This window comes from Paracoccus albus (assembly GCF_027913035.1).
GTDB classification, from domain to species: Bacteria; Pseudomonadota; Alphaproteobacteria; order Rhodobacterales; family Rhodobacteraceae; genus Paracoccus; species Paracoccus albus.
Window position 1 is genome coordinate 2,047,746 of sequence record NZ_CP115775.1, and the last position, 25,372, is coordinate 2,073,117.

The window sequence follows — 25,372 nt, forward strand, 5'->3', positions numbered from 1 at the left end:
CAACGCTTATGCGGCACAGCGCGCATCCTTTCAACAACCATCATGTATCATGAATATCAGATAATTAGCGAACGCTCTTTGCGTCTTCGGCGCAGCCCATAAGCTGCGCCAGAAGATCACCAGCCAATTGACGCGTAGGGACCCGTTTCTGCGACATGGATTCGTCATCCAGGGCCGCAACCAGCCGTCGTGCGAGCCCAAGATCGCGATCCATGCGCGGCACCAGCCATTCGATCAGCCCGGCGGGCACAGAAAGCTGCCGGTCGGCCAGCAGCTTGACCAGAACGGCGGCCAGCAACCCCTCATCCGGCGCGTTTATCCGCGTCACCGGCATCGCCTCCATCCGGCTGGCAAGATCAGGCAGATCGAGGCCCCAGTGACGTGGTGCAGAACGCGCAGTCAGAAGCAGCCAGCAGTTGCGTTCGCTGCAAAGATTCCACAGATGAAACAGCGCCTGCTCTCCGCCTGCGTTTCCCGCTGCGCGATGCGCATCTTCGATGACAAGCGCGCCGCCCTCGGTAGCTAGATTATCCACAGCATCGACGCGCAGCCCACGGGCGGACATCATCGCGGCGCCGGTCTCTGACGCCCAGATGGATGCAAGATGGGTCTTCCCCGATCCGTCCGGCCCGATCAGCAACATGCGACCCTGCGGCCAAGCCTCGGCATCGCTTAACGTCGAAAGCGCAATCGCATTGGCCGGCGTGACCAGATAATCCTCTCGTCCAAGTGCAGGCTCCAAAGCGAGATCGAGGGTCAGTTGACGGAGCAAGGCTCAGCGCACCTGTTGCGCGGTGGCGCCCTGTTCTTCGCGTTCGGCAAGGCGGTCAGTCAATGTCCCTTCCGGCACGATTTCCACCAACACCGGATCGGGCGGGGGCGGCGCGGTTTTCTCACCCGTATAAAGGGGGCTGTCCTGATAACGCTCTGCCGCATATCTGACCAGGACACCAAGCGCAGCGGCAAGCGGCACCGCGATAATCATGCCGACAAAGCCGAAAAGCGCACCGAAAACGGACAACGCCAGCAACAGCCAGACCGGATGCAATCCGACATGATCACCCACGATCTTCGGTTGCAGATAGTTGCCCTCTACCACCTGCCCGATCACGAAAATCACCGCAACCGCAGCGATCCAGATCGGTTCGTCCCAGAAGGTGAACATGGCAACGCCGATGGCCGTTGCCCCACCGATCAGCGTGCCGACATAGGGGATGATCCCAAGGATCGCCGCGCCCATACCGATGGCGACCGCATAGGGCAGGCCAACCAGCATCAGCGCCAGCGAATAAAACGTGCCCTGAATGAGCATGACTGTGCCCTGTCCACGCACGAAACCAGACAATGTATCGTCGATTTCGCCCGCAAGACGACGGATCGTCGATGCGTGCTGGCGCGGCAACAGTGCGTCCACCCGTTCAACAAGGTGATCCCAGTCGAGCAGCAGGTAAAACGCCACAACCGGAACGATCACGAACAGGGCAATTACACCGACAACCCCTGAAATAGAACTGAGGACAGAGGTCAGCACCTCTCCACCCTTTTCGCCTGCCAGTGAAGCCAGATTGTTCAGCCCGCTGTCAATCGGGCCGCCCTCGGCAAAGAGCGTCGGGAAACGGGCCATCAGAAATGCCTGAAGCCGGTCGATCATATCGGGAACTGACTCGACCAGTTGGGCCGTCTGGCGCACCACGATAGGCGCAAGGAACAGCAGGAAGGCGGCGAATGCCACCAGCGCAACAAGCGTTATCGTCACGACGGCCCAGATCCTGCTTAACCCCGCGCGTTCAAGCCGGTCGGCCAGCGGATCCAGCAGATAGGCCACGCCTGCGCCGATCACAAAAGGCAATATCGCCTGACCCAACAACCAAAGGGTCAGCAAAAGGACGATGCCCGCCGTGCTCCACCATATTACCTGCGCCCTTGCCGACATGACCGATCACCCTTTGCTCTGCCGTGACAGCGTCCTATATCAGTGTCATGGTCGAATACGTCAATCTAATGAAGCTCTGCGTCGGCGCCGAATCTCCGGATGAGTTGGAGAGGTGGCAGAGACAGCGATATGGGAATGCGCCGCGCCAGCATGTCACGCGAATGTGGCCAAAACGAGAAGCAGAGCTTCTGGCGGGCGGGTCCATCTATTGGGTATTCAAAGGCACGATGCTGGCCCGTCAAAAGCTTGTCGGACTGGAAGAGCGCATCGGCACCGACGGGATTCGCCGCTGTGCCCTTTTGCTTTCCCCCGAGCTTGTCCGCGTCGCTGCCGTCCCGCGCCGGCCGTTCCAAGGCTGGCGCTACCTCGCCCGCGACGACGCACCGCCCGATCTGGCCGCCGAACGCGCGCATGACGACGCATTGCCGCCGGATCTTGCCGCTAAGCTGGCAGAGATGGGCCTGCGATGATGCTAACCGAGCGCTTAAGGCCATCTGACGCCGCCTGCACAAATGCTGAAGCCGCAAAGATCGCTGAACCCCGCAAAGCATGCGATTTATTGGGCGATTAGTGATCCTGTGATGCACCTCTTGCGACAATCAGGCATTGCGCGCCCGAGGGCGGCGAAGTAGAAGAAGCAACGCGGCGGGTGTAGCTCAATGGTAGAGCATTTGCTTCCCAAGCAAGTGACGAGGGTTCGATTCCCTTCACCCGCTCCAAACAATGCGCCTCCGCACGAAATTTTGTGGATTGCGAATTTCCAGAGCAATCCGCCCAGCATATTGCAGCACACGAACGAAGTCCCGGATGATTCCGGGAGGGTTCCGCGCCCCACAACGCTCGTTCGGACGAGCGGTTTTGGTGTTTGCGAATCCAGAAAATAGCAGGATCATCAGGAGCCAGGACCGCTATCAGCCAGCCTGCCCCGTCGCGTCGTCTACGAAGTCAGAAACCCGGGCCGCAATCTTACGGTCAATCTGCGCCTTGCCCAGCTTTGCTGTTTGCAAAATCAGGCGCGCCCGCATATTGCGCGGTCTTATATCCATTTCGAATATCAATCGCGAACGATTCTTCGCCAGCGCGATGACCGAGAAATCAATTCTAATATCGAAGGGAACCGATTCACCAACCAGCGCAAATTTCTCTGGCCGGTCGAATTGCACCACAATCAGCGTCAATTCCCGTCTTTGGCCACGCCAATCGAATGCCAGTTTCCACCCACGCCGTCCGTCCGTCATATCATCGACACGCTTTACCGAGACCCCGCGACGGATGAGGATCCGCTCCACCCTGTCGAAATCAGTAACAGAATCAAATAGTTGAAAAGCAGGGGTGTCCTTGTCTATACGGGTAGAGAACTTCATTTGAACTCGATCTTTTACGGCCATCAGGGCGATTTTCTTGGTACAAATCGGTAATGAACCACGCGCCCGTCTACAAGGTTCCCTTAATCAGAAAATTAATTGCACACAACTATAGGTTGCGAAAAATCTACATTTGCTTCTATGTATTTACAACTTATTTCACAACGCCGTGATAACCTGCTTCTGAGATGCCAGTATCACTAATGAACGACGGAAACGAAAAAAAAGACAACGCTTGCCGAGCGCTCAGCGGTTCCGCAATTCAATTGCGAATACTGGCTACGACAGATCTGCACATGAACATTGGGATCGGAGCACGACGCGGCGGCCTAGCAAGGCTTGCGCCGGTCATCGAAGAACAGCGCCGCTGCTTCGATAATGTGCTTCTCTTCGACAATGGCGACCTTATCGACGGCTCTTCCCTCGGGGATGAGCTGGCACGCTCCGGTCTCGGTCCGCTCGAGGTCCATCCGGCGGTAAGTGCACTGAACCGTCTTGGCTATGACGCCGCGACGCTTGGCAACCACGATTTCGCCCATGGCGTCGACTATCTGCGCAGGGCTATGCGGGATGCTCGTTTTTCACTCGTGCTGGCGAATGCCGGTTTGACCGAGGGTCCTGCGTTCTGGTCCGAATCAACGATTATCCGCCGGAAAATGACCAAGGCCGACGGGTCGGAAGCTGAAATCAATGTCGGCGTATTCGGCATTTTGCCACCGCAGACTGCACAATGGCAGCCCGGACTGTCTCAAGAATTGCTGACCGAGGATATCATTGCCGCAAGCCGCCGCGCCGTCTCTGCCCTGCGCGGTCGCGGGGCAGAGGTGATCGTAGCACTCAGCCACGGGGGCATCGGCGACGGCCTTCCGAAGGCTGCTGAAAATGCCGCCGGCCTTATCGCAGAGATTGATGGGGTCGATGCCGTCATTGCCGGACATACGCATGAGGTCGTGGTCCGGCAGGCGACCGACATCCGCGCACCTATCGTCAAGGCCGGTTTCGGAGGCACCCATCTTGCCGCAATATCGCTGTGGATCGACGGCCCGCCCATGGGCCGCCATATCGCACGTTCTGAGGCAGAGGTGGTAGAGGCAGCGCAGGACGAAGCGGATCAGGATCTGATCGACGCGATTCTGCCAAGCCAGACGGAAAAGCGTCTTCAGATTCCGATCGGCTCGATCGGTGAAAATCTGACCAGCCATTTTTCGCTGCTCGGCTCTGATGCCGGGCTGCGGCTGTTCGAAAAAGCGCTTCGCCAGCATGTCGCGCAGCACATGCCGCGTTCGTCGCATCCGGTACTGGTCGCATTGGCACCGTTCAGGACCGGTGGCCGCGGCGGGCCCGAGCATTTCGTGAACATACCTGCCGGTCTGATCCGAAGGGGCGATATTTCGACGCTCTATCCCTTCACGAACCATATTTCCGTGCTTGAAATGTCCGGTGCTGCGATTCTCGATTGGCTGGAACGCGCCGCCTCGATTTTCGCGCATTTGCCACATCCTGCGGGGCCGGAGGAATCCCGTCCGCTGCTGGACGAGAATATCCCCGGTTTCAATTTCGACATGATTGCGGGCCTTGAATACGAAATCGACCTGTCCTTGCCACCAGCCTTCGATGCGAGGGGTAAGCGAATTAACCCGGAAGGCCGCGTCAGGCGGGTGCGGCACAATGGCAAGCGGGTCGGCGTGTCGGATTGCTATCTGCTGGTGACCAACAGTTATCGTCTGTCGGGCACACCACTTTATCGCGACCTCACAGCCAACAGGCGCTGCATACTGCCAGATGCAGCGCGCAGCCGGGTCCGCGATATCATTGCCAGATACATCACCGAAACCCCGCAACACGCCTCGCAACATGGCCCGTTCTTTCGCCTCACCGCGCCGCCGGGAACAGAGGCGTGGTTTGACACGTCACCCGATGCTGACCTGCAAGCCTGTCCTTTCACCGTCAAACACAGTGAAGCCCGTGAAAATGGGTTCAACCGGCTTACAATTTCGCTTTAACCCACTCAAATAAGCTTTATTCCGCCGGTTATGACGAATTTGCGGCACCGGCCTTGCATCGCTGTGCCGTCCCGCATAGTTATGGTGATGAGAGGCTGACACGGGCGAACGCCTCGCCAACCCGGTCAGGTCCGGAAGGAAGCAGCCGCAACGAATTCCGTTCGGGTCGTCGTTCAGTCTCTCACCCTTCTGACAGCTTAGTGCAAGGCTCTGGCCACGCGCCCGGATGCTGATCTTGTCTTGTCGTTCCCGCACCCCCACCTCGCCGGTTGTCGCCCTGCACCGCCCCGGCTAATGTGGCGCGACCCAGACGAGGCGAAATGACCGAGAGTGAACAGAATTATCAGGTGCTGGCCCGGAAATACCGGCCCGAAACCTTTTCCGACCTTGTCGGCCAGGATGCGATGGTGCGCACGCTGAAAAACGCGTTCGCGGCCTCGCGCATCGCACAGGCCTTTATCATGACGGGGATTCGCGGCACCGGGAAGACAACCACCGCCCGTATCATCGCCAAGGGCCTGAACTGTGTTGGCCCCGATGGTGAGGGTGGGCCGACCACGGAACCTTGCGGGCAATGCGAACATTGCGTGGCGATTTCCGAAGGCCGCCATGTCGATGTGCTGGAAATGGACGCCGCCAGCCGGACGGGCGTGAACGATATCCGGGAAATCATTGAATCCGTTCACTATCGTGCGGCCTCGGCGCGCTACAAGATCTATATCATCGACGAAGTTCACATGCTGTCGACAAGCGCCTTCAACGCGCTGCTCAAGACGCTGGAAGAACCGCCGCCGCATGTGAAATTCATCTTCGCCACCACCGAGATCCGCAAGGTTCCGGTCACGGTCCTGTCGCGCTGCCAGCGATTCGACCTGCGCCGGATCGAGCCTGAGGTGATGATCGACCTGCTGCGCCGCATCGCCACTGCCGAGAATGCCGGGATCACCGACGACGCTCTGGCGCTGATCACCCGTGCCGCCGAAGGATCTGCCCGCGATGCGACCTCGCTTCTGGATCAGGCGATCAGCCACGGTGCGGGCGAAACCACGGCCGATCAGGTCCGCGCGATGCTGGGCCTTGCCGATCGGGGCCGTGTCATCGACCTGTTCGAAATGATCCTGCGCGGCGATGCGGCACAGGCTCTGGCAGAGTTGCAGGCGCAATATGCCGATGGCGCAGATCCCATCGCCGTTCTGCGCGATCTGGCCGAGATCACGCATTGGATCTCTATTGTGAAGATCACGCCGGAAGCTTCTGATGATCCGACGATTTCTCCGGATGAGCGTACGCGCGGCGCTGCACTGGCCGAGCGCCTGCCGATGCGGGTGCTGACCCGGATGTGGCAAATGCTGCTGAAATCGCTGGAAGAGGTTTCCGCCGCGCCCAATGCCATGATGGCCGCTGAAATGGCCGTAATCCGGCTGACCCATGCCGCCGACCTGCCCGACCCAGAGGCGCTGATCCGCAAGGTGCAGTCGTCTCAGGCCGCTGGTGAATTCTCGCGCCCTGCCCCTGCTAATGGCGGCAATGGTGGTGCGCAGGCATCGGCGCGCGGACCGGCGCAGGCTGCGCCCAGCAGTCGCAGCGCATCCGCGCAGGGCGGGCCGGTGGCGCAGGGCGGGCCGGCAACGGCGCTTGCTGCCGTTCCCGAATCGATTGTTGCGGCCTATCCGGATTTTGATTCCGTGCTGGATCTCATCCGCCGGATGCGCGACCTGCCGCTGCTGGTGCTGGTCGAAAACCATGTCCGGCTGGCGAAATACAGCCCCGGACGAATTGAATTCGTGCCGACCAATGATGCGCCGCGCGATCTGGCCGCCCGCCTTGCAGACCGGCTGCGAGGCTGGTGCGGGGGCGAGCGGTGGGCAGTCACCATCGTCAATGAAGGCGGCGGCCCCACCATCGCTGAGATTCGCGCTGAAGAGGAGGCCAGGGCCATGACCCGCGCCGCTGAAAACCCCGTCGTGCAGGCGGCACTTGCCGCCTTCCCCGGCGCGAAGATCATTGCCGCAAAGCGCGTAGAGAAACCCGAACCCGCCGCCGATCAGCCGCAAGGGCAAGGCAGCGCAACACATGATGACGGCGCAGGCCCGGTGGCCGAAGCCGAAGAATGGGACCCCTTCGAGGACGAGGAGTAGACGATGTTCAAGGGACTTGGCGGATTTGGCGATATGGCCAAAATGATGTCCGCCGCCAAAGACATGCAGGCCAAGATGGCCGAAATGCAGGACAACCTGTCCAGTATCACCGTGACGGGCGAATCCGGCGCCGGTCTGGTCAAGGCAACGGCCACCGCCAAGGGTGAGTTGACCGGATTGGATATCGACCCGTCGATCTTCGTCGCCTCGGAAAAGGAAGTGGTCGAGGACCTGATCCTTGCCGCTATCAAGGACGCGCAGCGCCGCGCGCAGGAACGTGCGCAATCCGAAATGTCGCGGATCAGCCAGGAACTCGGCCTGCCGCCGGACATGAAGCTGCCCTTCTGATCCCCGAATGGCCGAAGGCAGCGACGACATACAGGCGCTGATCGGTGCGCTTGCAAGGCTGCCGGGCCTTGGCCCACGCTCTGCCCGCCGGATCGTGCTGTCGCTGATCGGGCGCAAGCCGGGCCAGATGATCCAGCTTGCCGAACTGATGGCACGGGTGGCGAAGAACGCCCGCCCGTGCCAACGCTGCGGCAACATCTCGGATCACGATCTTTGCACGATCTGCGCCGACCCCGCGCGCCAGACGGGGGAAATCTGCGTGGTGCAGGATGTGGCGGACCTTTGGGCACTGGAACGCGGCCGCGCCTTTCGTGGCCGCTATCATGTGCTGGGCGGCACGCTGTCGGCACTTGACGATATCGGGCCAGAGGATCTCGGCATCCCCCGCCTGCTCAGCCGGATCGCCGAAGAACAGGTGACAGAGGTAATCCTTGCCCTCAACGCCACCGTGGAAGGCCAGACCACCGCGCATTACATCGCCGACGCCCTGCCCGACGGCCTGACAGTCACCGGGCTGGCGCAGGGTGTCCCCATCGGTGGAGAGCTCGATTACCTCGATGACGGCACCATCATCGCGGCCCTTCGCGCCCGCCGTCAGTTCTGAGGCTTCCCCGCTGCGATGCGTTAGCACTGACCGCAAAAAAAATCGCGGCGCACCCGCCTCATGACAATTGCCGCGAGATGATATCAGCCATTTCTCGCCCGATCCTGCGGCAACCCTCATCCGCCCCGCGATCATGATACAGCCAGAGCGGGGCAATCCACGCGTCCTGCGCCGGCATCAATTCGCACAGATCGGGCGACCAGATCAGGCTGGAAATTGGCAGGAAGCCCGCGCAATTTCCCGACCGGATGGCATGGCGGACCACGCTTTCCTCGTTTGTACGGAATATCCGCCGCGGAGCTTCGACATGGCTGAACAACCAGATGGCCCACGGCGTGTCGTTTTCCAGCACATCGATGCAGGCGAATTCGAAGCGCGCAAGGTCCGCATGAGTCGCCGGCCGCCCCTTTCGCGCGATATATTCCCGTGTCGCGACAAGCGCGATGCCCAGCCGTCCCAGCCAGCGGACCGCCAGCCTGTCGCCATCGGGTTCGGGACCGGTCCGGATCGCGATGGTCCGCCCACCCGACAGGTCCAGACCGTCCATCTCGCTGCGATAGATGATCGGCGCCTCCTGTTCACGCCTGCCGATCTGCATCAGGGCGGGCGCCACCAGCTCACTCAGCAGCGGGGCGGCGCTAATGATATACGGCTCTTTCATGCGGTCCTTCCGATTCGCGCCCACGCTATCACCCGCCGTTGAAGCGCGGGTTAATGCCGCCCGGCCTTGACTTCGCGGCGCCCGCGACGTATCTGCGCAACCAATTCCCGGAAGGTCACCCTTCCGGTCCCCGACTCACGCGCGGGGATCGCCCTCCGTCAGCGCGTCGCGCCCACGGGGGCGTTCGTGCTTTGGCAAGCGCTCGCGCGACCTGCAACGGACCCTCAGGAGGCCCGCATGTTCGAGAATCTTTCCGACCGTCTTGGCGGCGTCTTCGACCGGCTGACCAAGCAGGGCGCCCTGACCGAGGATGACGTCACCGCCGCCATGCGCGAGGTCCGTACCGCTCTTCTGGAAGCCGACGTTTCGCTTCCCGTCGCGCGCAGTTTCGTCAAGGCTGTGACCGGCAAGGCCACGGGCGCTGCGGTCACGAAATCCGTCACACCGGGCCAGCAGGTCGTGAAGATCGTCCATGACGAGCTGATCAAGACCCTTCAGGGCGAGGGCGAGCCCGACGCGCTGCGCATCGACAACCCGCCCGCCCCGATCCTGATGGTCGGGCTTCAGGGCTCGGGTAAAACCACCACCACCGCCAAGCTGGCCAAGCGTCTGAAGGACCGAGAGAAGAAGAAGGTGCTGATGGCCTCGCTGGACACGAACCGTCCGGCGGCGATGGAACAGCTTGCCATTCTCGGCACCCAGATCGGCGTGGACACGCTGCCCATCGTCAAGGGCGAGAGCGCCGTCCAGATCGCCAAACGCGCGAAGCAGCAGGCCACGCTTGGCGGCTATGATGTCTATATGCTCGACACCGCCGGTCGCCTTCACATCGACGAAGTGCTGATGGATGAGGTGCAGGCGGTCCGCGACGTCGCTTCCCCCCGCGAAACCCTGCTGGTCGTTGATGGCCTGACAGGTCAGGACGCCGTCAATGTCGCGACCGAGTTCGACGGCAAGGTCGGAATCTCCGGCGTCGTGCTGACCCGGATGGATGGCGACGGGCGCGGCGGTGCGGCGCTGTCCATGCGCGCCGTCACCGGCAAGCCGATCCGCTTCGTCGGTCTGGGCGAAAAGATGGACGCCCTCGAATCCTTTGACGCGCAGCGCGTCGCGGGCCGCATCCTCGGCATGGGCGACATCGTGGCGCTCGTCGAGAAGGCGCAGGAAGTGCTTGAGGTCGAACAGGCCGAACGCATGATGAAGCGCTTCCAGAAGGGCATGTTCAACATGAACGACCTTCGCGCTCAACTTGAGCAGATGCAGAAGATGGGCGGCATGGGATCAATCATGCAGATGATGCCGGGCATGCAGAAAATGGCCAAACAGGCCGAGGATGCCGGCATGGACGACACCATGATCCGCCGCCAGATCGCGCTGATCAACTCCATGACGAAAAAGGAACGCGCCAATCCGGCCATCCTTCAGGCCTCGCGCAAGAAGCGCATCGCCGCCGGTGCCGGGCTGGAAGTGTCGGAACTCAACCGCCTGCTGAAAATGCAGAAGCAGATGGCCGATACGATGAAGAAGCTGGGCAAGATGAAGGGCGGGATGCTGAAACAGGCCATGCGCGCCATGACCGGCAAAGGCGGCGGGCTGCCGGACATGGCCGATGTGGACCCGACGAAAATGGCTGAAGCCAGCAAGATGCTGCAGGACCCCAAGGGCCTTGGCGGCCAGCTTGGCGGCGCAGGCCTGCCGGGCGGGCTTTCGGGGCTGTTCGGGAAGAAATAGTCGATGGCGGCAGCACAGCATAAAGCGCAGGGCCTGCCCCTGCCCGATGCGCCGGTTCTTGAGACCGAGCGCCTGCTTCTGCATGTCCCGCAACTGTCGGATTTCGAAGTCTTCGCAACGTTCTACACCAGCCCCCGCGCCGAAAGCCTCGGCGGCCCGTTCGACCGCAAGGAAGCGTGGAGCGATTTTGCCTCCGCCGCCGGCCAATGGCTGCTGCGCGGCTACGGCTTCTGGGAAATCACCGAGCGTGAAACCGGCGCAAATATCGGTCGCGCAGGCATCTATCACCCCGATTTCTGGCCCGAACCCGAACTCGGCTGGATGCTCTACGGCAACGAACATGAGGGCCGCGGCATCGCACAGGAAGCCGCCATCGCCGCCCGCGACGGTGCGTCACGGCGTTTCGGGATAACGGCCCCCATGTCCTCGATCGAGGCCACAAATACCCGCTCAATCGCCCTGGCAACACGCATAGGCGCAACACGCGACGGCGAATGGGAAACCCCTTACGGCCCCATGCTACGCTTCCGCCATCAGACGGTGCCAGCATGACCGCCTTCTTCTTCATCCAAATACCCAAATGGCAAGCGCGCGGCATGAACCCGACGCCGGGAGTCCGCGCATGATGGCCCTGCCCCACCCCCCCATCACGACCGACCGCCTGACCCTTCGCACCCCCGAGGCCCGCGATCACGCAGCCTATTCAGCCTTCTTCGCAGATTCAGAGGCCTCGCATTTCTACGGCGGCCCGCTTCTGCCCTATCAGTCATATGGCATCCTTTGCCGCGATATCGGGCATTGGGCGCTGAAAGGTTTCGGCAAATTCGTCATCGAACAGGATGACGCGGCTCTCGGCGGCTGCGGCATCGTCCATCCCGAGGGCTGGCCGGGCCACGAGCTCACATGGTGGCTTCTGCCCGCCGCACGCGGTCAGGGCATCGCGCAGGAAGCCTCGCGCGCTGTGCTCGCATGGGCGGGCACCGAATTGGGGTGGGACCGGGTCGAAACCCATTTCCGCGACGAAAACATCCCTGCCCGCCGTCTGACCGAATCCCTTGGCGGGTTGAGGCAACGCCGCGAAACCTTCCCCGACGGGATCGACCGCGACATCTACGCCATGCCCACCGCCTCAAAGGTGAGCGCATGAGCCCGACCCAAATGCAGATCGCGGAGACCGACCGCCTCATCCTGCGCCGTTCGCAACCGCAGGATCTGAAGGCCTTTATCGCCTATTACGCCACCGAGCGCTCGGCGGGGAATGGCGGCCCGCTGGACGAATTGACGGCATGGCGCGGCTTCGCCATCGAGCTTGGCCACTGGCAATTGCACGGCTTCGGCATGTGCACCGCCATCGACAAAACAAGCGGGGCACAGATCGGTCGCTGCGGCATCTGGTTTCCGAAGGGCTGGCCCGAACCCGAACTCGGTTGGACACTTTATGACGGTGCCGAAGGCAAGGGCTACGCTACCGAGGCCGCAACCGCCATGCGCCGCCACGCCGCTGCGCAATGGGGTCTGCCGCATCTGATCTCGATCATCGCGCTTGGCAATATCCGCTCGGAAGCCGTCGCCACCCGTCTGGGCGCGACGGTCGAATCCGATTGGACCTCGCCCGCCGGGCGCAAGGGCCGGATCTGGCGTCACCCCAAGGAGGCCGCATGATCGCCTTGTCCACAACTCCGGTTCTGGAAACCGAACGCCTTATCCTGCGCGCGCCACAAGCCGCCGACTGGCCGGTATGGCGTGACTTCTACATGACTTCGCGCGCGCAATATTGCGGGGGCGGTGCCGATATCACCCTTGGCCATGCGTGGCGCAGCTTTGGTCATGTCATCGGCCACTGGGTCATGCGCAGCTATGGCAGCTTCGCCTTCACGCTGCAGGGCGACGACACGCCGCTTGGCATGACCGGCCCGTGGCATCCTGCCGACTGGCCGGAAACCGAAATCGGCTGGACCGTCTGGACCCCGCAGGCCGAAGGGCGGGGCTATGCGTTCGAGGCCGCGGCCGCCGCGCGCGATTTCGCCCGCCGCGATCTCGGCTGGACAGATATCGTCAGCTACATCGACGCCGATAATGCGCGCTCGATCAGGCTGGCGGAACGCTTGGGCGCCATCGTCGATCCAGACGCCGCGCAACCGAAACCGGACGAGCCTTGTCTGGTCTATCGCCATCCGAAGGGGGTCGCGTGATGTATATACGGATTATAGACGCATTAAATGCGCCGTTTGGGGGCAGAAATGACTGATCCCGTCGCCCGCGCCGCCGACCTTCTGAAGGAACATCGTGACAGCATCGATCGGCTGGACGCGATCCTTGTCTATACGCTGGCCGAGAGGTTCAAGCACACCCAAAGCGTCGGCCGCCTCAAGGCCGAACACGATCTTCCTCCGTCCGATCCTGCGCGCGAAGCCGACCAGATCGAACGCCTGGAACACCTCGCGCGCGAGGCTGATCTCGATCCGGAATTCGCGCGCAAATTCCTGAATTTCGTGATCGCGGAAGTCATCCGTCATCACGAAAAATTCCAATCATGACGCGTTAGATACGCGGCATAAACACGCCATTTTAAAGGAGAAACGCAATGGCCATGAAAATCCGTCTCGCCCGTGGTGGTTCCAAGAAGCGCCCCCATTACGCGATTGTCGCAACCGATTCGCGCATGCCGCGCGACGGCCGCTTCATCGAAAAGCTGGGCACCTATAACCCGCTTCTGCCCAAAGACAGCGAGCAGCGCGTTCAGATGGATATGGAACGCGTTCAGCACTGGCTGGACCAGGGCGCACAGCCGACCGACCGCATCGCCCGCTTCCTGGAAGCTGCCGGTGTCAAGGAAAAGGCAGAGCGCAAGAACATGAAGAAAGCGCAGCCGGGCAAGAAAGCTCAGGACCGCATCAAAGAGCGCGAAGACAAAGCCGCCGCCGCCAAGGAAGCCGAAGAGGAAGCCAAGCGCGCAGCGGAAGAAGCCAAGAACGCCCCGGCAGAAGAAGCACCTGCCGAGGAAGCCGCTTCGGAATAATCGCATCACGGCCCGCCCCTTCGGCGGGCCGCTGAAATTTCAGGACCGTCATGTTCATCTTACGGCTGATGCGGCTTGCAATCCTGTTGATGCTCGCCTTCGCGGCGGGCATGTTCTTTGAACGCAGCCATCAGATGACGCTTTGCAAGAACTCTGGGGGGGTCTGGTTGCGGGCAGGAATATGCGGAGAGCAGTGAACCATGTCTGACAAAATTTGCGTTGGCGCGATTGCCGGGGCCTTTGGCGTTCATGGCGAGGTGCGGCTGAAAAGCTTTACCACGGAAGCCGCGGACATCGCCGGTTACGGCCCCCTCTGGACCGAGAACGGCGAGCGTAGCTTCACCGTCACGCTGACACGTCCCGTCACCGGGGGGCTGGGTGCACGGCTGTCAGGTATAGCGACCCGTGAAGAGGCCGAGGCCCTGAAGGGCACGACGCTGTGGGCACCGCGCACTGCCCTGCCCAATCTGCCCGATGATGAATTCTACCACGCCGATCTGATCGGGCTTGAGGTCGTCGATACCGGCGGCAAGGTGCTTGGCCGGGTCAGGGCGATCTTCGATCACGGCGCGGGCGATATACTTGAGATTGCCAGCACGCCGCCGCTGCTGCTGCCATTCACCCGGCAGATCGTGCCGACGGTTGACCTGACCGCTGGCCGCATCGTTGCCGATCCACCCGGCTCTGACGAATGAACACGCCTCCGAAATCGCATGGCCGGCTGTCGATTCAGGCATCTGCGCGACCGCGCGAATTGATGTCGGCGCATCAGGCTGCGGGCGCGTGGACGGCAAATGTGATCACACTGTTCCCAGAGGCTTTTCCCGGCATTCTGGGCCTGTCGCTGACCGGCAAGGCGCTGAAAGACGGGCTGTGGAACCTGCGCACCATACCCCTGCGCGAATATGGCATCGGCAAGCATCGCAATGTCGATGATACACCCGCAGGCGGCGGCGCGGGCATGGTCATCCGTCCGGATGTGATGGATGCGGCGCTGCATCAAGCCGGGGGGCGCTTGCCCGTGATCTACCTGTCGCCGCGCGGCAAACCGCTGACACAGGCCCGCGCAAGGGCGCTTGCGGAAGGGCCCGGCGCCACGCTGATCTGCGGGCGTTTCGAAGGTGTCGATCAGCGTGTGCTGGATGCCCACGCGATCGAAGAGGTCAGCATTGGCGACTATGTCCTGACCGGAGGAGAGCTTGCCGCTCAGGTCTTGATTGACGCGACGGTTCGGCTTATACCGCGCGTCGTTGGGAATCAGGCGTCGCTGGCCGAGGAATCCTTTTCCGAAGGCTTGCTTGAGCACCCGCAATATACTCGCCCCGCCGAGTGGGAAGGCCGCAGGATACCGGATGTCATCATGTCCGGCAATCACGCGGCCATTGCTGCTTGGAGGCGCGAACAGGCCGAAAGGCTGACAAAGCAACGCCGCCCCGACCTGTGGCGGGCATTTCAGGACCGGGAAACCGGCGCTGACATGGACCCGACAAAGGACCGACAGCTCTCGGGCGCATCAAACCAAGCAGGGGGCTACCCTGCGCATGACAAGGATGAACAGCGATGAACCTGATCGCAGAGCTCGAAGCAGAGCAGATTGCCGAACTCGGCAAGGATATTCCGGATTTCAAGGCCGGCGACACCGTTCGCGTCGGCTATAAAGTGACCGAAGGCACGCGCACCCGTGTGCAGAACTATGAAGGCGTCTGCATCGCCCGCAAAGGCGGCAATGGCATCGGCGCATCCTTCACGGTTCGCAAGATTTCCTTCGGTGAGGGCGTGGAGCGTGTGTTCCCGCTGTTCTCGACCAATATCGATTCCATCACCGTGGTCCGCCGTGGCCGCGTCCGCCGCGCCAAGCTGTACTATCTGCGCGATCGTCGCGGTAAGTCGGCCCGTATCGCCGAAGTCACCAACTACAAGCCGAAGGCCGACAAGGCCGACGCCAAGGCCTGAGGATCATCGTCATGAAAAAAGACATCCATCCCGATTACCACATGATCGAAGTCAAGATGACCGACGGCACCACCTATCAGGTCCGTTCGACCTGGGGTGCGGAAGGCGACACCATGTCGCTGGACATCGACCCGACCTCGCACCCCGCATGGACCGGCGGCAACGCCCGCCTGATGGACGCCGGCGGCCGTGTGTCGAAGTTCAAGAACAAATATGCCGGTCTGGGCTTCTGATCGTCCCTACCGCGAAGAACGGAAAACGCCGCCTTTCGGGGCGGCGTTTTTTGTGGTCTCGGCTCACTTCATAGAGCTGATGCCGAACATGTTCCCTTCGGTGTCCATACACAGCGAGACGAAGCCAAATTCCCCGATAGAGAATTTCGGTCTTAGAACCTTCCCGCCCGCTGCCTGGACGCGGCCTTCCTCGACCGCGCAGTCATCGGCCGAGAAATAGACGATCGTGCCACCAACACCCGGTGAAGCGCGGCTGGATTTGGACAATGCCCCACCCGCGCCATAGACGCTCATATCCGCCGGAAAGCTGAGCATCTGACTTTCCCCTCCCGGATCGGGAAGTGGCTCTAGCTTGCAATCCAGGACCGTCTGGTAAAACCTCGCCGCGCGATCCAGATCATCCACGAAAATATCGAACCAACCGACGGCATTCATTCCCTGCATCATAGCCTCCTGCAAAAAATTTTCTGTGCAAGAATCAGCTAGCAGGAGGTTCCGTCCGCGTATTGTAGATTTCAGACATCGAACTTCCGCGCATAACGACCGGGGGTATATCCAGTCGCATTGCGGAAAGAGTGGATGAAATGCGATTGATCAGCGTAGGAAAGCGATGGCTCGTCCCGCAGGGAAAGCTGAAGCCGCAGGATCTTCAGGAAGTCATGGGGCCTAAAGCCTGTCGTCTGCTTGAGGACCCGCTGAAGCTGCCGCGATGACAGGGCGCAAAGGTCGGCCATATCCGCGACAGAGTGAATCTCGTCGATATGATGCAGGATCCTTTCGGCGATCCGGTTTTCCACAACGTGCCCGGATCGCGTCAGGGCTTCGACAAAGCCGACAAGCATATCCTGTTTTGCCTTAAAATCGCCCGTTCGCAGTCGCTTGTTCGTTTGGGTCAGCGACAGCTGGCCTTGATACGCTGTCTTAACCTGCCCGTATGAGGTCGGCTCGACCGAACGGTGCCAGACACCAGGGTAGAAGCGGATATTCACAAAATGGAACTCGCGGCCAAGGTTGAACTCCTCTGAAGTCGCATTCAGGCAAGTTATACCGGCGATTTTCGGGTTGATCTGGTCGAAGACCGCATATGTGCAGGCGTCGGGCAGCGCGTGAAAGCGATAGTCTTCCCGCAAGGGCGTGCTTGTGCGGATTTCCAGAAACCGGTGCACGATATGGCGCAGGTGCGGTGGTGGTGCGGCCTCTGCGAAACGGACCGTCTCGGCTGCTTTGTCCCGGCCATTTCCCTTTGGGTCGTACATTTTCCTAAGGTCCGCCTTCAAACCGCATCGCTAAGACTGCCACTGGACGAAGCATCATGAAAGAGGCAGGGCAAGCAATGCTCGAATGGCAGGGTTGCGCCGGAACATGTACCCGGCGGCGCGATTGATCGATCACCTCAGCATTTGAAGGTCCGTTCCCACCAACCGAATGGCGCTCGGCCGGCTGCGGGTTGGCCGGTAACGTGCCTTCCTGCCGCGTCGCTCGTTACGCGTCCGTCGCAGAACTCGTCAGCCGGCACCCGTCCGAACGGCCACGGACAGAGCCAAGCACCCCCTCCTTCCGGAGATCCAACAGGATATGTTCCGGAAAGCGCTGAGGTGCGCCAGAACGCCTTTCCAACCACCGGTTCAGCGCCTATGTTCCCGCGACCCTGAGGCAAGAACAGAAGCGATTCATGGCGCATATCATCGTCGTCGGCAACGAAAAGGGCGGGTCGGGGAAATCCACGACCTCAATGCATTTGGCGACGGCGCTTGCACGGATGGGGCACCGGGTCGCGGCGCTCGATCTGGATATCCGGCAGCGCAGTTTTGGCCGCTATCTGGAAAATCGTATCCATTTCTCGGGTGATAAAGGGCTGAATCTTCCGACGCCGACACTTGGCACGATTGATGCGAAATCGCCCAATGACACCGACCCGCTTTCAGAAGCGATGGCCGGGCTGGAGCCGGATCACGATTTTATCCTGATCGACTGTCCCGGTTCGCATACGCGGCTGGCGCAGATGGCGCATATGCTGGCCGATACGCTGATCACACCGATGAATGACAGTTTCATCGATTTTGACCTGCTGGCGCGGATGTCGCCTGACGGCAAGGTGCTGGGGCCTTCGATCTATGCCGAAATGGTCTGGTCTGCGCGACAGGGCCGGCAGGCGGCGGGTGCGGGGCCGATTGACTGGGTCGTACTACGCAACCGCCTTGGCTCTCAGCAGATGCACAACAAGCGCAAGGTCGGCACGGCGCTGACCCAGTTATCGAAGCGTATCGGGTTCCGCGTCGCCCCCGGCTTTGCCGAACGCGTCATTTTCCGAGAGCTGTTTCCGCGTGGGCTGACGCTGCTGGATCTGAAGGATATCGGAACCGAGCAGCTGAGCATGTCCAACATCGCCGCCAGGCAGGAACTGCGCGAACTTGTCACTACGCTGAACCTGCCGGGTGTGAAGGTAGATTTCTGATTGTTGGGGAAAGGTGCGCTTCAGCGCACCATCCCAACCTGCCCTGTTATAATGCCCGCCAACCGATATCACGGCGGTGAAAGCCTTCGGGCCAGTCAATGCCTTCGACAAGCGCATAGGCCCGCTCTCGCGCCTCGGCAAGACTGTCACCCCTTCCTGTCGCCGCCAGAACGCGGCCGCCGGTGGCGATGATCCCGCCGTCTTTCTCTGTCGTGCCTGCGTGGAAAACCATCTGAAAGCTATCCTCGGGCAAATCATCCAGCCCACGGATTGCGCTGCCTTTCGGATAACTGCCGGGATAGCCTTGCGTCGCCATCACCACAGTCAGCGCATGATCGTCGGCCCAGTTGACTGTGACCTCGTTCAAGCGCCCCTCGGCACAGGCATGGATCAGATCAAGCGCCTGAGCGCCAAGCCGGATCATCAGCACCTGACATTCGGGATCGCCAAAGCGGACATTATATTCGACCAGCCGTGCCTGCCCGTTCTGTATCATCAGCCCGGCATAAAGCACGCCCTGGAACGGGGTCCCGCGCGCTGCCATTTCGGCCACGGTCGGGCGGATAATCTGGTCCATGACCTGCGCCTGAATGGCGTCGCTCAGCACCGGCGCGGGCGAATAGGCCCCCATGCCGCCGGTATTCGGCCCGGTATCGCCTTCGCCGACGCGCTTGTGGTCCTGTGCGGTGCCGATGGGCAGACAATTCACGCCGTCTGACAGCACGAAGAAGCTGGCCTCCTCGCCTTCCATGAACTCCTCAATGACGACTTCTGCGCCCGCATCGCCGAAGGCACCGTCAAAGATCATTTCGATCGCCTCATGCGCCTGCCCGACGGTTTCGGCAACGACCACACCCTTGCCCGCAGCCAGCCCGTCAGCCTTCACGACAATCGGCGCGCCCAGCCTGGTGACATAATCGCGCGCAGCGCTCGCATCCGAAAACCGGGCCCAGGCGGCGGTCGGGGCCGCGCAGGCATCGCAGATTTCTTTGGTGAAGCCCTTGGATGCCTCCAGCTGAGCAGCCGCCTGCGAGGGTCCGAACACCAGCAATCCGGCCGCCCGCAAAGCGTCAGCTACGCCTGCGGCAAGCGGGGCCTCTGGCCCGATCACCACCAGATCAATCGCATTTTCCTGAGCAAAATCGCAGACGTCAGAGCGGGACAGAATGTCCAGATCGGCACATTCCGCCACATCGGCAATACCGGGATTTCCGGGCGCGACGATCAGGCGGTCGCATTTCGGGTTCTGCCGGATTGCCCACGCAAGCGCATGTTCGCGCCCGCCGCCGCCGAGGATCAGGATATTCATGGGGCCGTACCTACAAAGTCTGGTTCCTTCAGACCGCCTCTTAAGAAGTTACGGCGGCCGGGACAAGCCGGAGGCACCGACGCCGGATTGCAACCATTTCGTGAGCGGCCGGCCGTAGACAAGATTTCGTAAGCCTGATATCCGATATCACAGAAGCCATAATCGTGAAGGCAACAAAAAACAATGTCAACGGGCTGGCACAAAAAGCTAAGATCAATTCAAAGAACGGCGCAAGCCGACGACTTTATTGAGGAAGACGACTACAAGCTGGCAACATATATTTCGAACGGTGAATTTTCTTACGAGAAATATAAAGAAATACAGACCATCGGCAACAAGGCGAAGATCGAAAACCAATGGGTCGGTGAAAAACATATAAAGATTCTTGCCAAGCATTTATGTGACAGACATCCCGGCCCAATAAAATATGGCGTCTGTCACGGGACGCGGCGCGGAAAGGAGCAGGAATGGTTCGGTAAACACATTGGAGGTGACGCCGATGTGTTCGGGACCGAAATTTCGGACACCGCGACTGATTTTCCGAGAACAGTACAATGGGATTTTCACGATATAAAACCGGAATGGCTAGGTCATTTCGATTTCATCTATTCCAACTCATGGGATCATACATATGATCCGAAGCTACTGTTTACGACCTGGGCTTCCTGTCTGAACAAGAACGGTTGGCTGCTGATAGACCACGGTTGGAATTATGAACCTGGCAGGGTCGATTTGCTGGACGCATTCGGCATTTCTGAAGATAGTTTGATATCTTTGCTGAACCGTGAATGCAGCGAATTCGGTAAGGTAGAAGATGTGATAGATGGGGGACATCACAAGCGGCTTCCGATCAGAACGATATTCTTCAAGGCTAGGTCATGATCCCTGATGATAGCGGTATCGTGCTCTATTCATGCTATTTCGGTGATCACGAACCGCTGAACATTAACTGTTTGTCACCTGCAACGACTGCTAGAAAAATTGTTTTTACCGACCATGCCGATTTGCGCAGCCGCGGCTTGCCGGGCGATGTGGAGTGCATTCGCCTAGGCAGCGACGATCCTAGGATCGCGTCGCGCCTCGCCAAGATCTGCCCGCATCTCGTCCTTCCGAATACCGCGCAGTGGGCTATCTATGTCGATAACCGCGCCTATCTGAAGGTCGCGCCCGAGACAGTAGTGCAAAATCTTGAAAACCAATTCGGGCTCTGCCCAGACGGGCGATATCTGTTTAGGCACGATTCCCCGCGCGACCCTTATAGAGAGCTGAGAACTGTGCTTGGCAAGGGCCTTATAAGTCAGAGCCAGTATGAACATACCAAAAAGCTGTTTCAGAAATCAGAAATGCCGAGGGGCAAGAATCTGTACGTTAACACCATGATGGTACAGAAAATGGGCGACGCAAGCACCGACCGCATGAACGAGCATTGGCTTGATTTATTTTCAAATGCTTGCCCGCGAGATCAACCAATTCTGCCTTATGTGATGTTTAAGTACGATTATCCGGAACGGATTATTTCGAAAAGTGTATATGATTATATTCAATGGCCAGCCTACAAATTCAAGGACCGGCGACGTTACCGTCGTGAAGCGCTACAAGCAAGAAAACTCCATAGAAGTGCGCGGTGACATCCTTAATGCCACCGATAATTTCCAAATCCTTCGCTCTGTGCGCCGCTTTGGCACGCTCTGATATTGACAGCAACTAACCTCCCATGTCTGACCTTTTCGAAGACCGCGACTGTAATCCCAAAAGCAACAACCCGCCCCTATCAGTTTCGGAAATTTCCGGTGCAGTGAAACGCGTCATTGAGGGCGAATTCGGTCGTGTTCGTGTGCGCGGAGAGATTGGGCGGGTATCAATGCCACGCTCGGGCCATGTCTATTTCGACCTGAAGGATGACCGTGCCGTGATTGCAGCGGTCAGTTGGAAGGGTCAGGTCGCCCGCCTCAGCCAGAAGCCGGAAGAGGGGATGGAGGTCATCGCCACCGGCAAGCTGACCACCTTCCCCGGCCAGTCGAAATATCAGCTTATCGTGGACGATCTGGAACCGGCTGGTGCTGGTGCGCTGATGGCGATGCTGGAAAAGCGGCGCAAGGCATTGGCCGCGGAAGGCCTGTTTGATGCTGAACGCAAGAAGCCCCTGCCCTATCTGCCGCGTGTGATCGGCGTTGTCACCTCGCCTTCGGGTGCCGTCATCCGCGATATTCTGCACCGCCTGCGCGACCGCTTTCCCAGCCATGTGCTGATCTGGCCCGTCGCAGTTCAGGGTGCAGCTTCGGCGGGAGAGGTCGCGGCAGGTATACGCGGCTTCAACGCTTTACCCAAGGATGGCCCGATCCCAAGACCTGATCTGCTGATCGTGGCGCGGGGCGGCGGTTCGATTGAGGATTTGTGGGGTTTCAACGAAGAAATCGTGGTCCGCGCCGCCGCCGAAAGCGAAATTCCCCTGATCTCAGCCGTTGGTCATGAAACCGACACCACGCTGATCGACTTCGCCGCCGACCGCCGTGCGCCGACCCCCACCGCCGCTGCCGAAATCGCCGTGCCGGTGCGGCGCGAGCTTGGGCTGCAATTGCAGCAGGCACGGCTGCGCATGGGACAGGCGATGGCACAGCGGCACGAACGTTCGGCCCAGCGGCTGGTGGATCTGGGCCGCGCACTTGGCCGTCCGCAGGCGCTGACCGAAGGCGCGCGCCAACGGCTGGATTTCCGTGGCGGTGCGCTTGAACCCGCCCTTCGCAACCTGACCCATCGCCGCCGCGACAGGCTGACCGGTCTGCGCCTTACCCCGGCAATGCTGCTACGCCAGACAGAGCGGGCGAGCACCGCATTGGATAACCTCATCCGCCATTTCGGCACCGCAGGAAAAACCGGCAATGGCAGGCGCAAGGATAGGTTTGACGCCCTGTCGCAGCGCCTCGTCAATGGTCGCGCACGCGTTCTGTCGGACGCAAGGCGCGACGCGGCGAAGGGGCGCGAAAACCTGATCCCGCTTGGCGCGCGCCTGAACGCGGCCTTTGCTCGTGGAGTTTCCCGCCGGGGTGAGGCTTTGGAGCGTCTTGACCGGATGCGCGTCTCGCTTGGCTATACCCAAACACTGGAGCGCGGATTTGCCGTGATCCGTGACGAGGCGGGCCATGTGCTGACCAAAGCGGCGGACGCAACGCAAGCGAACCGGATGGAGATCGAATTCGCCGATGGCAAGCTGCCGGTGCGCAATGACCGCGACCCTCAGGGATCTTTGTTCTGATCCATCGGCGGCGGTTTTGGCCGGTCATCCCATTCGTCTGACAGGATTCGTTCGGCATCGCCCTTTGGGTCGTCATATTGCCGCGTCTTGAGGGACCACAAAAACGCGACCAGCCCGCCTGCCCCAAGCAAAAGCGATACCGGGATAAGGATGAACAATATCTGCATCAGCGCAGCCTCAGCGCATTGAGCGTGACGGTGATCGAGCTGAGCGACATGGCAAGCGCCGCCATCAGCGGTGTCGCAAACCCAGCCACGGCAAAGGGAACCGCGACGATGTTATACGCGATTGAGATCGCAAAATTCTGCTTGATCCTCCGGCGGGCGCTTCCGGAAAGCGTCAGCGCATCAGCGACCGGCGCCAGATCCTGCCCCATCAGCACGATATCCGATGCGACCCGCGCCGCATCCAAGCCCGATGCTGGTGAAATCGAGACATGAGCCCGCGCGAGTGCCGCCGTATCGTTCAGCCCGTCGCCCACCATCAGCACTTTCGCGCCGCCACTTGTCAGGGCGGCAATCTCAGCCTCTTTCTGCTGTGGCGTCATTCCGGCACGGAATTCATCTATTCCCAAGGCAGCAGCCGCGTGGGCAACCGCAGTCTTTGCATCGCCGGACAGCATCAGCACCCGTCTGCCCTGCCCGCGCAATGTCGCCACGCACTCTGCTGCGCCGGGGCGCAAAGCATCGGTGAAATGAAGTGGCACGGGGTCGCGGCCTTCGACTGCAAGAACGGTAACGGGCCCCGCAGCCAGTGCCGGCGCGTCCGCACCGATCCAATCGGCGCGGCCAAGCCGGACGTTACGCCCCTGCCACTCCGCCTGGACCCCATATCCCGGCAGCTCTTTAATCTTGAGAATGGCGGCAGGCGCGACCCCATCGGCCTGCAGAGCCTGAACAAGTGCTCGCGACAGCGGATGCCCCGAACCGGCTGCGATCGACAGCGCAACCGGGCGCAGATCGTCAGGCAGAGCGTCGCCGCGGACCCATTCCGGCTGCCCCATCGTCAGGGTGCCGGTCTTGTCGAAGACAACCGTATCAACCTCTGCCAGCCGCTCCAACGCGGTGCCTTCCTTTATCAGCAGGCCGCGCCGGAACAATCGGCCCGAGGCGGCGGTGACAACGGCTGGAACCGCAAGACCAAGTGCGCACGGACACGTAATGATCAGCACCGCTGCCGCCACGTTCAGTGAAACGCGCCAGTCACCCGTTGCTTGAAGCCAGCCCAGCAGGCTTATCAACGCCATCAGATGAACGACGGGCGAGTAAGCGCGGGCCGCACGTTCTGCAAGAGAGGCATAGCGTCCGCGCGATGCCTCTGCATTGGCGACCAGATCGGCCAGTCGCGACAGCGAACTGTCGCGCCCTGCGGCCGTCACGCGCAGATCCAGCGGGCCGGTCAGATTGACTTCTCCCGCAGATAGCACGGCACCGGGTCCCGCCTGCACCGGCAGGCTTTCGCCCGTCAGAAGCGAGCGGTCGATTTCGGACATGCCGTTCACGACTTCCCCGTCGGCAGCGACCCGCGCACCCGGACGGATACGGATGACATCGCCGGGCCGCAGCTCAGCAACATTCACCACCTGCTCTGCCCCGTCACGCAGCAGCACGACACGCGGAACCTCTAATGCAGTGAGTTCCTCCGCCGCGGAACGGGCGATGGCACGGCTGCGATGGTCAAGATATCGCCCGACCAGCAAAAAGAAGCACAGCATGACCGCCGCATCAAAATAAGCGTGATGCCCGGATTGCAGCGTTTCGAAAAGTGAGATCGCCGTGGCGAGTATAAGCGCCAGAGAGATCGGGACATCCATGCCCAACCTTCCGACGCGCAGGCTGCGCCAGGCGCTGACGAAGAAAGGCTGTCCGGCAAAGATAACCGTTGGCACGGCAATCACTGCGGAAATCCAGTGGAACATATCGCGCGTCGCGCCCTCGGCACCCGACCAGACGGCAACCGAAAGGATCATGATATTCATCATCGCAAAACCGGCGACCCCGATGCGCATCAGGATGTCGCGGCCCTGCCGGTCGGCGGCATTGGAGGTAAGCGCAGCACCGTCCAGCTCATGCGCCTCATAGCCGATGGCTTCCAGAACGGGAATGAACTCCTCGGCGCGGCGTCCGGGCGCGTCGATGCTGACGCGGCGCAGGGTCAGGTTGACGCGGGCCGACCTGACGCCTTCCTCTGCCAGCAATGCGCGCTCGACATCGGTGATGCAGACCGCGCAATGCACGCCCGGCAGCGACAGGATCATATCGCCGGTCATGGCGGAAGCGGCGATCCGTCCCGCCAGAGGTGCCGCATCACATGCCGGGCACGCGCTGAGCCGCGCGTCATAATGACGATCTACGCTGAGATCTGCCAT

30 protein-coding genes, 1 tRNA gene and 1 other RNA gene are annotated in these 25,372 nt (G+C 60.8%); 23 read left to right on the forward strand and 9 right to left on the reverse strand.

Going from position 1 to position 25,372, the window contains the following annotated elements; genetic code table 11:
* Window positions 1–64 precede the first annotated feature (64 nt).
* On the reverse strand, window positions 65–772 hold the full coding sequence (locus tag PAF20_RS10220; protein ID WP_271070554.1) for a P-loop NTPase family protein: 708 nt from the start codon (window positions 770–772) through the stop codon (window positions 65–67).
* 3 nt (window positions 773–775) lie between these two features.
* Window positions 776–1,933, reverse strand: coding sequence for an AI-2E family transporter (locus tag PAF20_RS10225; RefSeq protein ID WP_271070555.1), 1,158 nt, complete (start codon window positions 1,931–1,933; stop codon window positions 776–778).
* A 47-nt stretch (window positions 1,934–1,980) separates the two neighbouring features.
* Here PAF20_RS10225 and PAF20_RS10230 point away from each other — a divergent pair, with 47 nt between their 5' ends.
* The gene (locus PAF20_RS10230) at window positions 1,981–2,403 is read left to right on the forward strand and encodes a DUF1489 family protein (RefSeq protein WP_271073303.1); all 423 of its coding nucleotides are present in this window, start codon (window positions 1,981–1,983) and stop codon (window positions 2,401–2,403) included.
* Between the two features lie 175 nt (window positions 2,404–2,578).
* Window positions 2,579–2,652, forward strand: a tRNA-Gly gene (locus PAF20_RS10235).
* Between the two features lie 192 nt (window positions 2,653–2,844).
* Here the strand turns inward: PAF20_RS10235 and PAF20_RS10240 are convergent.
* The gene (locus tag PAF20_RS10240) at window positions 2,845–3,321 is read right to left on the reverse strand and encodes a hypothetical protein (protein WP_271070556.1); all 477 of its coding nucleotides are present in this window, start codon (window positions 3,319–3,321) and stop codon (window positions 2,845–2,847) included.
* 179 nt (window positions 3,322–3,500) lie between these two features.
* Between PAF20_RS10240 and PAF20_RS10245 the strand changes: the two genes are divergently transcribed.
* From PAF20_RS10245 to recR, 5 genes are all read left to right on the forward strand, one after another.
* Window positions 3,501–5,300, forward strand: coding sequence for a 5'-nucleotidase C-terminal domain-containing protein (locus PAF20_RS10245; protein WP_271070557.1), 1,800 nt, complete (start codon window positions 3,501–3,503; stop codon window positions 5,298–5,300).
* Between the two features lie 89 nt (window positions 5,301–5,389).
* Window positions 5,390–5,486, forward strand: an RNA gene (gene ffs, locus PAF20_RS10250) — signal recognition particle sRNA small type.
* A 134-nt stretch (window positions 5,487–5,620) separates the two neighbouring features.
* Window positions 5,621–7,438, forward strand: a complete 1,818-nt coding sequence (locus tag PAF20_RS10255; RefSeq protein ID WP_271070558.1) for a DNA polymerase III subunit gamma/tau — start codon at window positions 5,621–5,623, stop codon at window positions 7,436–7,438.
* A gap of 3 nt (window positions 7,439–7,441) precedes the next feature.
* Entirely contained in the window at window positions 7,442–7,786 is a 345-nt protein-coding gene (locus PAF20_RS10260) for a YbaB/EbfC family nucleoid-associated protein (protein WP_271070559.1), read from the forward strand.
* A gap of 7 nt (window positions 7,787–7,793) precedes the next feature.
* A complete protein-coding gene (gene recR, locus PAF20_RS10265) occupies window positions 7,794–8,390 on the forward strand; it encodes a recombination mediator RecR (RefSeq protein ID WP_271070560.1) in 597 nt (198 codons plus the stop codon).
* 58 nt (window positions 8,391–8,448) lie between these two features.
* Here recR and PAF20_RS10270 read toward each other — a convergent pair whose 3' ends face one another.
* Window positions 8,449–9,051 carry a LysR substrate-binding domain-containing protein gene (locus tag PAF20_RS10270; protein ID WP_271070561.1) on the reverse strand — a complete coding sequence of 201 codons (603 nt, stop codon included), beginning with the start codon at window positions 9,049–9,051 and terminating at the stop codon, window positions 8,449–8,451.
* A 237-nt stretch (window positions 9,052–9,288) separates the two neighbouring features.
* Between PAF20_RS10270 and ffh the strand changes: the two genes are divergently transcribed.
* From ffh to rpmE, 12 genes are all read left to right on the forward strand, one after another.
* Window positions 9,289–10,782, forward strand: a complete 1,494-nt coding sequence (ffh, locus tag PAF20_RS10275) for a signal recognition particle protein (RefSeq protein WP_271070562.1) — start codon at window positions 9,289–9,291, stop codon at window positions 10,780–10,782.
* 3 nt (window positions 10,783–10,785) lie between these two features.
* Window positions 10,786–11,334 (forward strand): GNAT family N-acetyltransferase, encoded by a 549-nt coding sequence (locus PAF20_RS10280; protein ID WP_271070563.1) that lies wholly within the window; start codon window positions 10,786–10,788, stop codon window positions 11,332–11,334.
* Window positions 11,335–11,404: 70 nt separating this feature from the next.
* Complete coding sequence (locus tag PAF20_RS10285; protein WP_271070564.1) at window positions 11,405–11,929, forward strand: GNAT family N-acetyltransferase; 525 nt, start codon at window positions 11,405–11,407, stop codon at window positions 11,927–11,929.
* Window positions 11,926–12,444 carry a GNAT family N-acetyltransferase gene (locus tag PAF20_RS10290; protein ID WP_271070565.1) on the forward strand — a complete coding sequence of 173 codons (519 nt, stop codon included), beginning with the start codon at window positions 11,926–11,928 and terminating at the stop codon, window positions 12,442–12,444. The genes PAF20_RS10285 and PAF20_RS10290 overlap by 4 nt, the downstream gene beginning before the upstream one ends.
* Complete coding sequence (locus PAF20_RS10295) at window positions 12,441–12,974, forward strand: GNAT family N-acetyltransferase (protein ID WP_271070566.1); 534 nt, start codon at window positions 12,441–12,443, stop codon at window positions 12,972–12,974. Before PAF20_RS10290 ends, PAF20_RS10295 begins: the two co-directional genes overlap by 4 nt.
* Window positions 12,975–13,022: 48 nt before the next feature.
* A complete protein-coding gene (locus PAF20_RS10300) occupies window positions 13,023–13,319 on the forward strand; it encodes a chorismate mutase (RefSeq protein WP_271073304.1) in 297 nt (98 codons plus the stop codon).
* Between the two features lie 47 nt (window positions 13,320–13,366).
* Window positions 13,367–13,801 carry a 30S ribosomal protein S16 gene (gene rpsP / locus PAF20_RS10305; protein WP_271070567.1) on the forward strand — a complete coding sequence of 145 codons (435 nt, stop codon included), beginning with the start codon at window positions 13,367–13,369 and terminating at the stop codon, window positions 13,799–13,801.
* A gap of 50 nt (window positions 13,802–13,851) precedes the next feature.
* Window positions 13,852–13,998: a hypothetical protein gene (locus PAF20_RS10310; protein ID WP_271073358.1), complete on the forward strand. Its 147-nt coding sequence runs from the start codon at window positions 13,852–13,854 to the stop codon at window positions 13,996–13,998.
* Between the two features lie 3 nt (window positions 13,999–14,001).
* The gene (gene rimM, locus PAF20_RS10315) at window positions 14,002–14,496 is read left to right on the forward strand and encodes a ribosome maturation factor RimM (RefSeq protein WP_271070568.1); all 495 of its coding nucleotides are present in this window, start codon (window positions 14,002–14,004) and stop codon (window positions 14,494–14,496) included.
* A complete protein-coding gene (gene trmD / locus PAF20_RS10320) occupies window positions 14,493–15,365 on the forward strand; it encodes a tRNA (guanosine(37)-N1)-methyltransferase TrmD (RefSeq protein WP_271070569.1) in 873 nt (290 codons plus the stop codon). The genes rimM and trmD overlap by 4 nt, the downstream gene beginning before the upstream one ends.
* Window positions 15,362–15,754: a 50S ribosomal protein L19 gene (gene rplS / locus PAF20_RS10325; protein WP_271070570.1), complete on the forward strand. Its 393-nt coding sequence runs from the start codon at window positions 15,362–15,364 to the stop codon at window positions 15,752–15,754. The genes trmD and rplS overlap by 4 nt, the downstream gene beginning before the upstream one ends.
* 11 nt (window positions 15,755–15,765) lie before the next feature.
* On the forward strand, window positions 15,766–15,987 hold the full coding sequence (gene rpmE / locus PAF20_RS10330) for a 50S ribosomal protein L31 (protein ID WP_147096545.1): 222 nt from the start codon (window positions 15,766–15,768) through the stop codon (window positions 15,985–15,987).
* A 63-nt stretch (window positions 15,988–16,050) separates the two neighbouring features.
* Here rpmE and PAF20_RS10335 read toward each other — a convergent pair whose 3' ends face one another.
* Together PAF20_RS10335 and PAF20_RS10340 are read right to left on the reverse strand one after the other, a co-directional pair.
* Window positions 16,051–16,431: a VOC family protein gene (locus tag PAF20_RS10335; protein WP_271070571.1), complete on the reverse strand. Its 381-nt coding sequence runs from the start codon at window positions 16,429–16,431 to the stop codon at window positions 16,051–16,053.
* A gap of 71 nt (window positions 16,432–16,502) precedes the next feature.
* Complete coding sequence (locus PAF20_RS10340) at window positions 16,503–17,243, reverse strand: AraC family transcriptional regulator (RefSeq protein ID WP_271070572.1); 741 nt, start codon at window positions 17,241–17,243, stop codon at window positions 16,503–16,505.
* A 416-nt stretch (window positions 17,244–17,659) separates the two neighbouring features.
* Here PAF20_RS10340 and PAF20_RS10345 point away from each other — a divergent pair, with 416 nt between their 5' ends.
* Entirely contained in the window at window positions 17,660–18,442 is a 783-nt protein-coding gene (locus tag PAF20_RS10345; RefSeq protein WP_271070573.1) for a division plane positioning ATPase MipZ, read from the forward strand.
* 46 nt (window positions 18,443–18,488) lie between these two features.
* Here PAF20_RS10345 and purD read toward each other — a convergent pair whose 3' ends face one another.
* Window positions 18,489–19,751 (reverse strand): phosphoribosylamine--glycine ligase, encoded by a 1,263-nt coding sequence (purD, locus tag PAF20_RS10350; RefSeq protein WP_271070574.1) that lies wholly within the window; start codon window positions 19,749–19,751, stop codon window positions 18,489–18,491.
* Between the two features lie 183 nt (window positions 19,752–19,934).
* On the opposite strand from purD, the gene PAF20_RS10355 reads away from it, so the two are divergent.
* The 3 genes from PAF20_RS10355 to xseA all read left to right on the forward strand — a co-directional run bounded on the left by PAF20_RS10355 (window position 19,935) and on the right by xseA (window position 23,004).
* Entirely contained in the window at window positions 19,935–20,633 is a 699-nt protein-coding gene (locus PAF20_RS10355; RefSeq protein ID WP_271070575.1) for a hypothetical protein, read from the forward strand.
* On the forward strand, window positions 20,630–21,379 hold the full coding sequence (locus PAF20_RS10360; protein ID WP_271070576.1) for a hypothetical protein: 750 nt from the start codon (window positions 20,630–20,632) through the stop codon (window positions 21,377–21,379). The genes PAF20_RS10355 and PAF20_RS10360 overlap by 4 nt, the downstream gene beginning before the upstream one ends.
* Window positions 21,380–21,465: 86 nt before the next feature.
* On the forward strand, window positions 21,466–23,004 hold the full coding sequence (xseA, locus tag PAF20_RS10365) for an exodeoxyribonuclease VII large subunit (protein ID WP_271070577.1): 1,539 nt from the start codon (window positions 21,466–21,468) through the stop codon (window positions 23,002–23,004).
* On the opposite strand, the gene ccoS is transcribed toward xseA, so the two are convergent.
* Both ccoS and PAF20_RS10375 read right to left on the reverse strand, forming a co-directional pair.
* Window positions 22,986–23,171, reverse strand: coding sequence for a cbb3-type cytochrome oxidase assembly protein CcoS (gene ccoS / locus PAF20_RS10370; RefSeq protein WP_271070578.1), 186 nt, complete (start codon window positions 23,169–23,171; stop codon window positions 22,986–22,988). The genes xseA and ccoS overlap by 19 nt on opposite strands.
* Complete coding sequence (locus PAF20_RS10375; RefSeq protein WP_271070579.1) at window positions 23,171–25,372, reverse strand: heavy metal translocating P-type ATPase; 2,202 nt, start codon at window positions 25,370–25,372, stop codon at window positions 23,171–23,173. Before PAF20_RS10375 ends, ccoS begins: the two co-directional genes overlap by 1 nt.

Excerpts from the sequence above, each read along its gene's own strand:
- ffh (WP_271070562.1), top strand. The coding sequence starts at position 9,289 with ATGTTCGAGAATCTTTCCGACCGTCTTGGCGGCGTCTTCGACCGGCTG.
- PAF20_RS10285 (WP_271070564.1), top strand. The coding sequence starts at position 11,405 with ATGATGGCCCTGCCCCACCCCCCCATCACGACCGACCGCCTGACCCTT.
- PAF20_RS10230 (WP_271073303.1), top strand. The coding sequence starts at position 1,981 with ATGGTCGAATACGTCAATCTAATGAAGCTCTGCGTCGGCGCCGAATCT.
- PAF20_RS10240 (WP_271070556.1), bottom strand. The coding sequence starts at position 3,321 with ATGGCCGTAAAAGATCGAGTTCAAATGAAGTTCTCTACCCGTATAGAC.
- purD (WP_271070574.1), bottom strand. The coding sequence starts at position 19,751 with ATGAATATCCTGATCCTCGGCGGCGGCGGGCGCGAACATGCGCTTGCG.
- PAF20_RS10335 (WP_271070571.1), bottom strand. The coding sequence starts at position 16,431 with ATGCAGGGAATGAATGCCGTCGGTTGGTTCGATATTTTCGTGGATGAT.
- trmD (WP_271070569.1), top strand. The coding sequence starts at position 14,493 with ATGAACACGCCTCCGAAATCGCATGGCCGGCTGTCGATTCAGGCATCT.
- ccoS (WP_271070578.1), bottom strand. The coding sequence starts at position 23,171 with ATGCAGATATTGTTCATCCTTATCCCGGTATCGCTTTTGCTTGGGGCA.
- PAF20_RS10280 (WP_271070563.1), top strand. The coding sequence starts at position 10,786 with ATGGCGGCAGCACAGCATAAAGCGCAGGGCCTGCCCCTGCCCGATGCG.
- recR (WP_271070560.1), top strand. The coding sequence starts at position 7,794 with ATGGCCGAAGGCAGCGACGACATACAGGCGCTGATCGGTGCGCTTGCA.
- PAF20_RS10360 (WP_271070576.1), top strand. The coding sequence starts at position 20,630 with ATGATCCCTGATGATAGCGGTATCGTGCTCTATTCATGCTATTTCGGT.
- PAF20_RS10295 (WP_271070566.1), top strand. The coding sequence starts at position 12,441 with ATGATCGCCTTGTCCACAACTCCGGTTCTGGAAACCGAACGCCTTATC.
- PAF20_RS10270 (WP_271070561.1), bottom strand. The coding sequence starts at position 9,051 with ATGAAAGAGCCGTATATCATTAGCGCCGCCCCGCTGCTGAGTGAGCTG.
- PAF20_RS10340 (WP_271070572.1), bottom strand. The coding sequence starts at position 17,243 with ATGTACGACCCAAAGGGAAATGGCCGGGACAAAGCAGCCGAGACGGTC.
- PAF20_RS10300 (WP_271073304.1), top strand. The coding sequence starts at position 13,023 with ATGACTGATCCCGTCGCCCGCGCCGCCGACCTTCTGAAGGAACATCGT.
- PAF20_RS10225 (WP_271070555.1), bottom strand. The coding sequence starts at position 1,933 with ATGTCGGCAAGGGCGCAGGTAATATGGTGGAGCACGGCGGGCATCGTC.
- xseA (WP_271070577.1), top strand. The coding sequence starts at position 21,466 with ATGTCTGACCTTTTCGAAGACCGCGACTGTAATCCCAAAAGCAACAAC.
- rplS (WP_271070570.1), top strand. The coding sequence starts at position 15,362 with ATGAACCTGATCGCAGAGCTCGAAGCAGAGCAGATTGCCGAACTCGGC.
- PAF20_RS10345 (WP_271070573.1), top strand. The coding sequence starts at position 17,660 with ATGGCGCATATCATCGTCGTCGGCAACGAAAAGGGCGGGTCGGGGAAA.
- PAF20_RS10245 (WP_271070557.1), top strand. The coding sequence starts at position 3,501 with ATGAACGACGGAAACGAAAAAAAAGACAACGCTTGCCGAGCGCTCAGC.
- PAF20_RS10310 (WP_271073358.1), top strand. The coding sequence starts at position 13,852 with ATGTTCATCTTACGGCTGATGCGGCTTGCAATCCTGTTGATGCTCGCC.
- PAF20_RS10375 (WP_271070579.1), bottom strand. The coding sequence starts at position 25,372 with ATGGCAGATCTCAGCGTAGATCGTCATTATGACGCGCGGCTCAGCGCG.
- rpsP (WP_271070567.1), top strand. The coding sequence starts at position 13,367 with ATGGCCATGAAAATCCGTCTCGCCCGTGGTGGTTCCAAGAAGCGCCCC.
- rpmE (WP_147096545.1), top strand. The coding sequence starts at position 15,766 with ATGAAAAAAGACATCCATCCCGATTACCACATGATCGAAGTCAAGATG.
- PAF20_RS10255 (WP_271070558.1), top strand. The coding sequence starts at position 5,621 with ATGACCGAGAGTGAACAGAATTATCAGGTGCTGGCCCGGAAATACCGG.
- rimM (WP_271070568.1), top strand. The coding sequence starts at position 14,002 with ATGTCTGACAAAATTTGCGTTGGCGCGATTGCCGGGGCCTTTGGCGTT.
- PAF20_RS10260 (WP_271070559.1), top strand. The coding sequence starts at position 7,442 with ATGTTCAAGGGACTTGGCGGATTTGGCGATATGGCCAAAATGATGTCC.
- PAF20_RS10290 (WP_271070565.1), top strand. The coding sequence starts at position 11,926 with ATGAGCCCGACCCAAATGCAGATCGCGGAGACCGACCGCCTCATCCTG.
- PAF20_RS10355 (WP_271070575.1), top strand. The coding sequence starts at position 19,935 with ATGTCAACGGGCTGGCACAAAAAGCTAAGATCAATTCAAAGAACGGCG.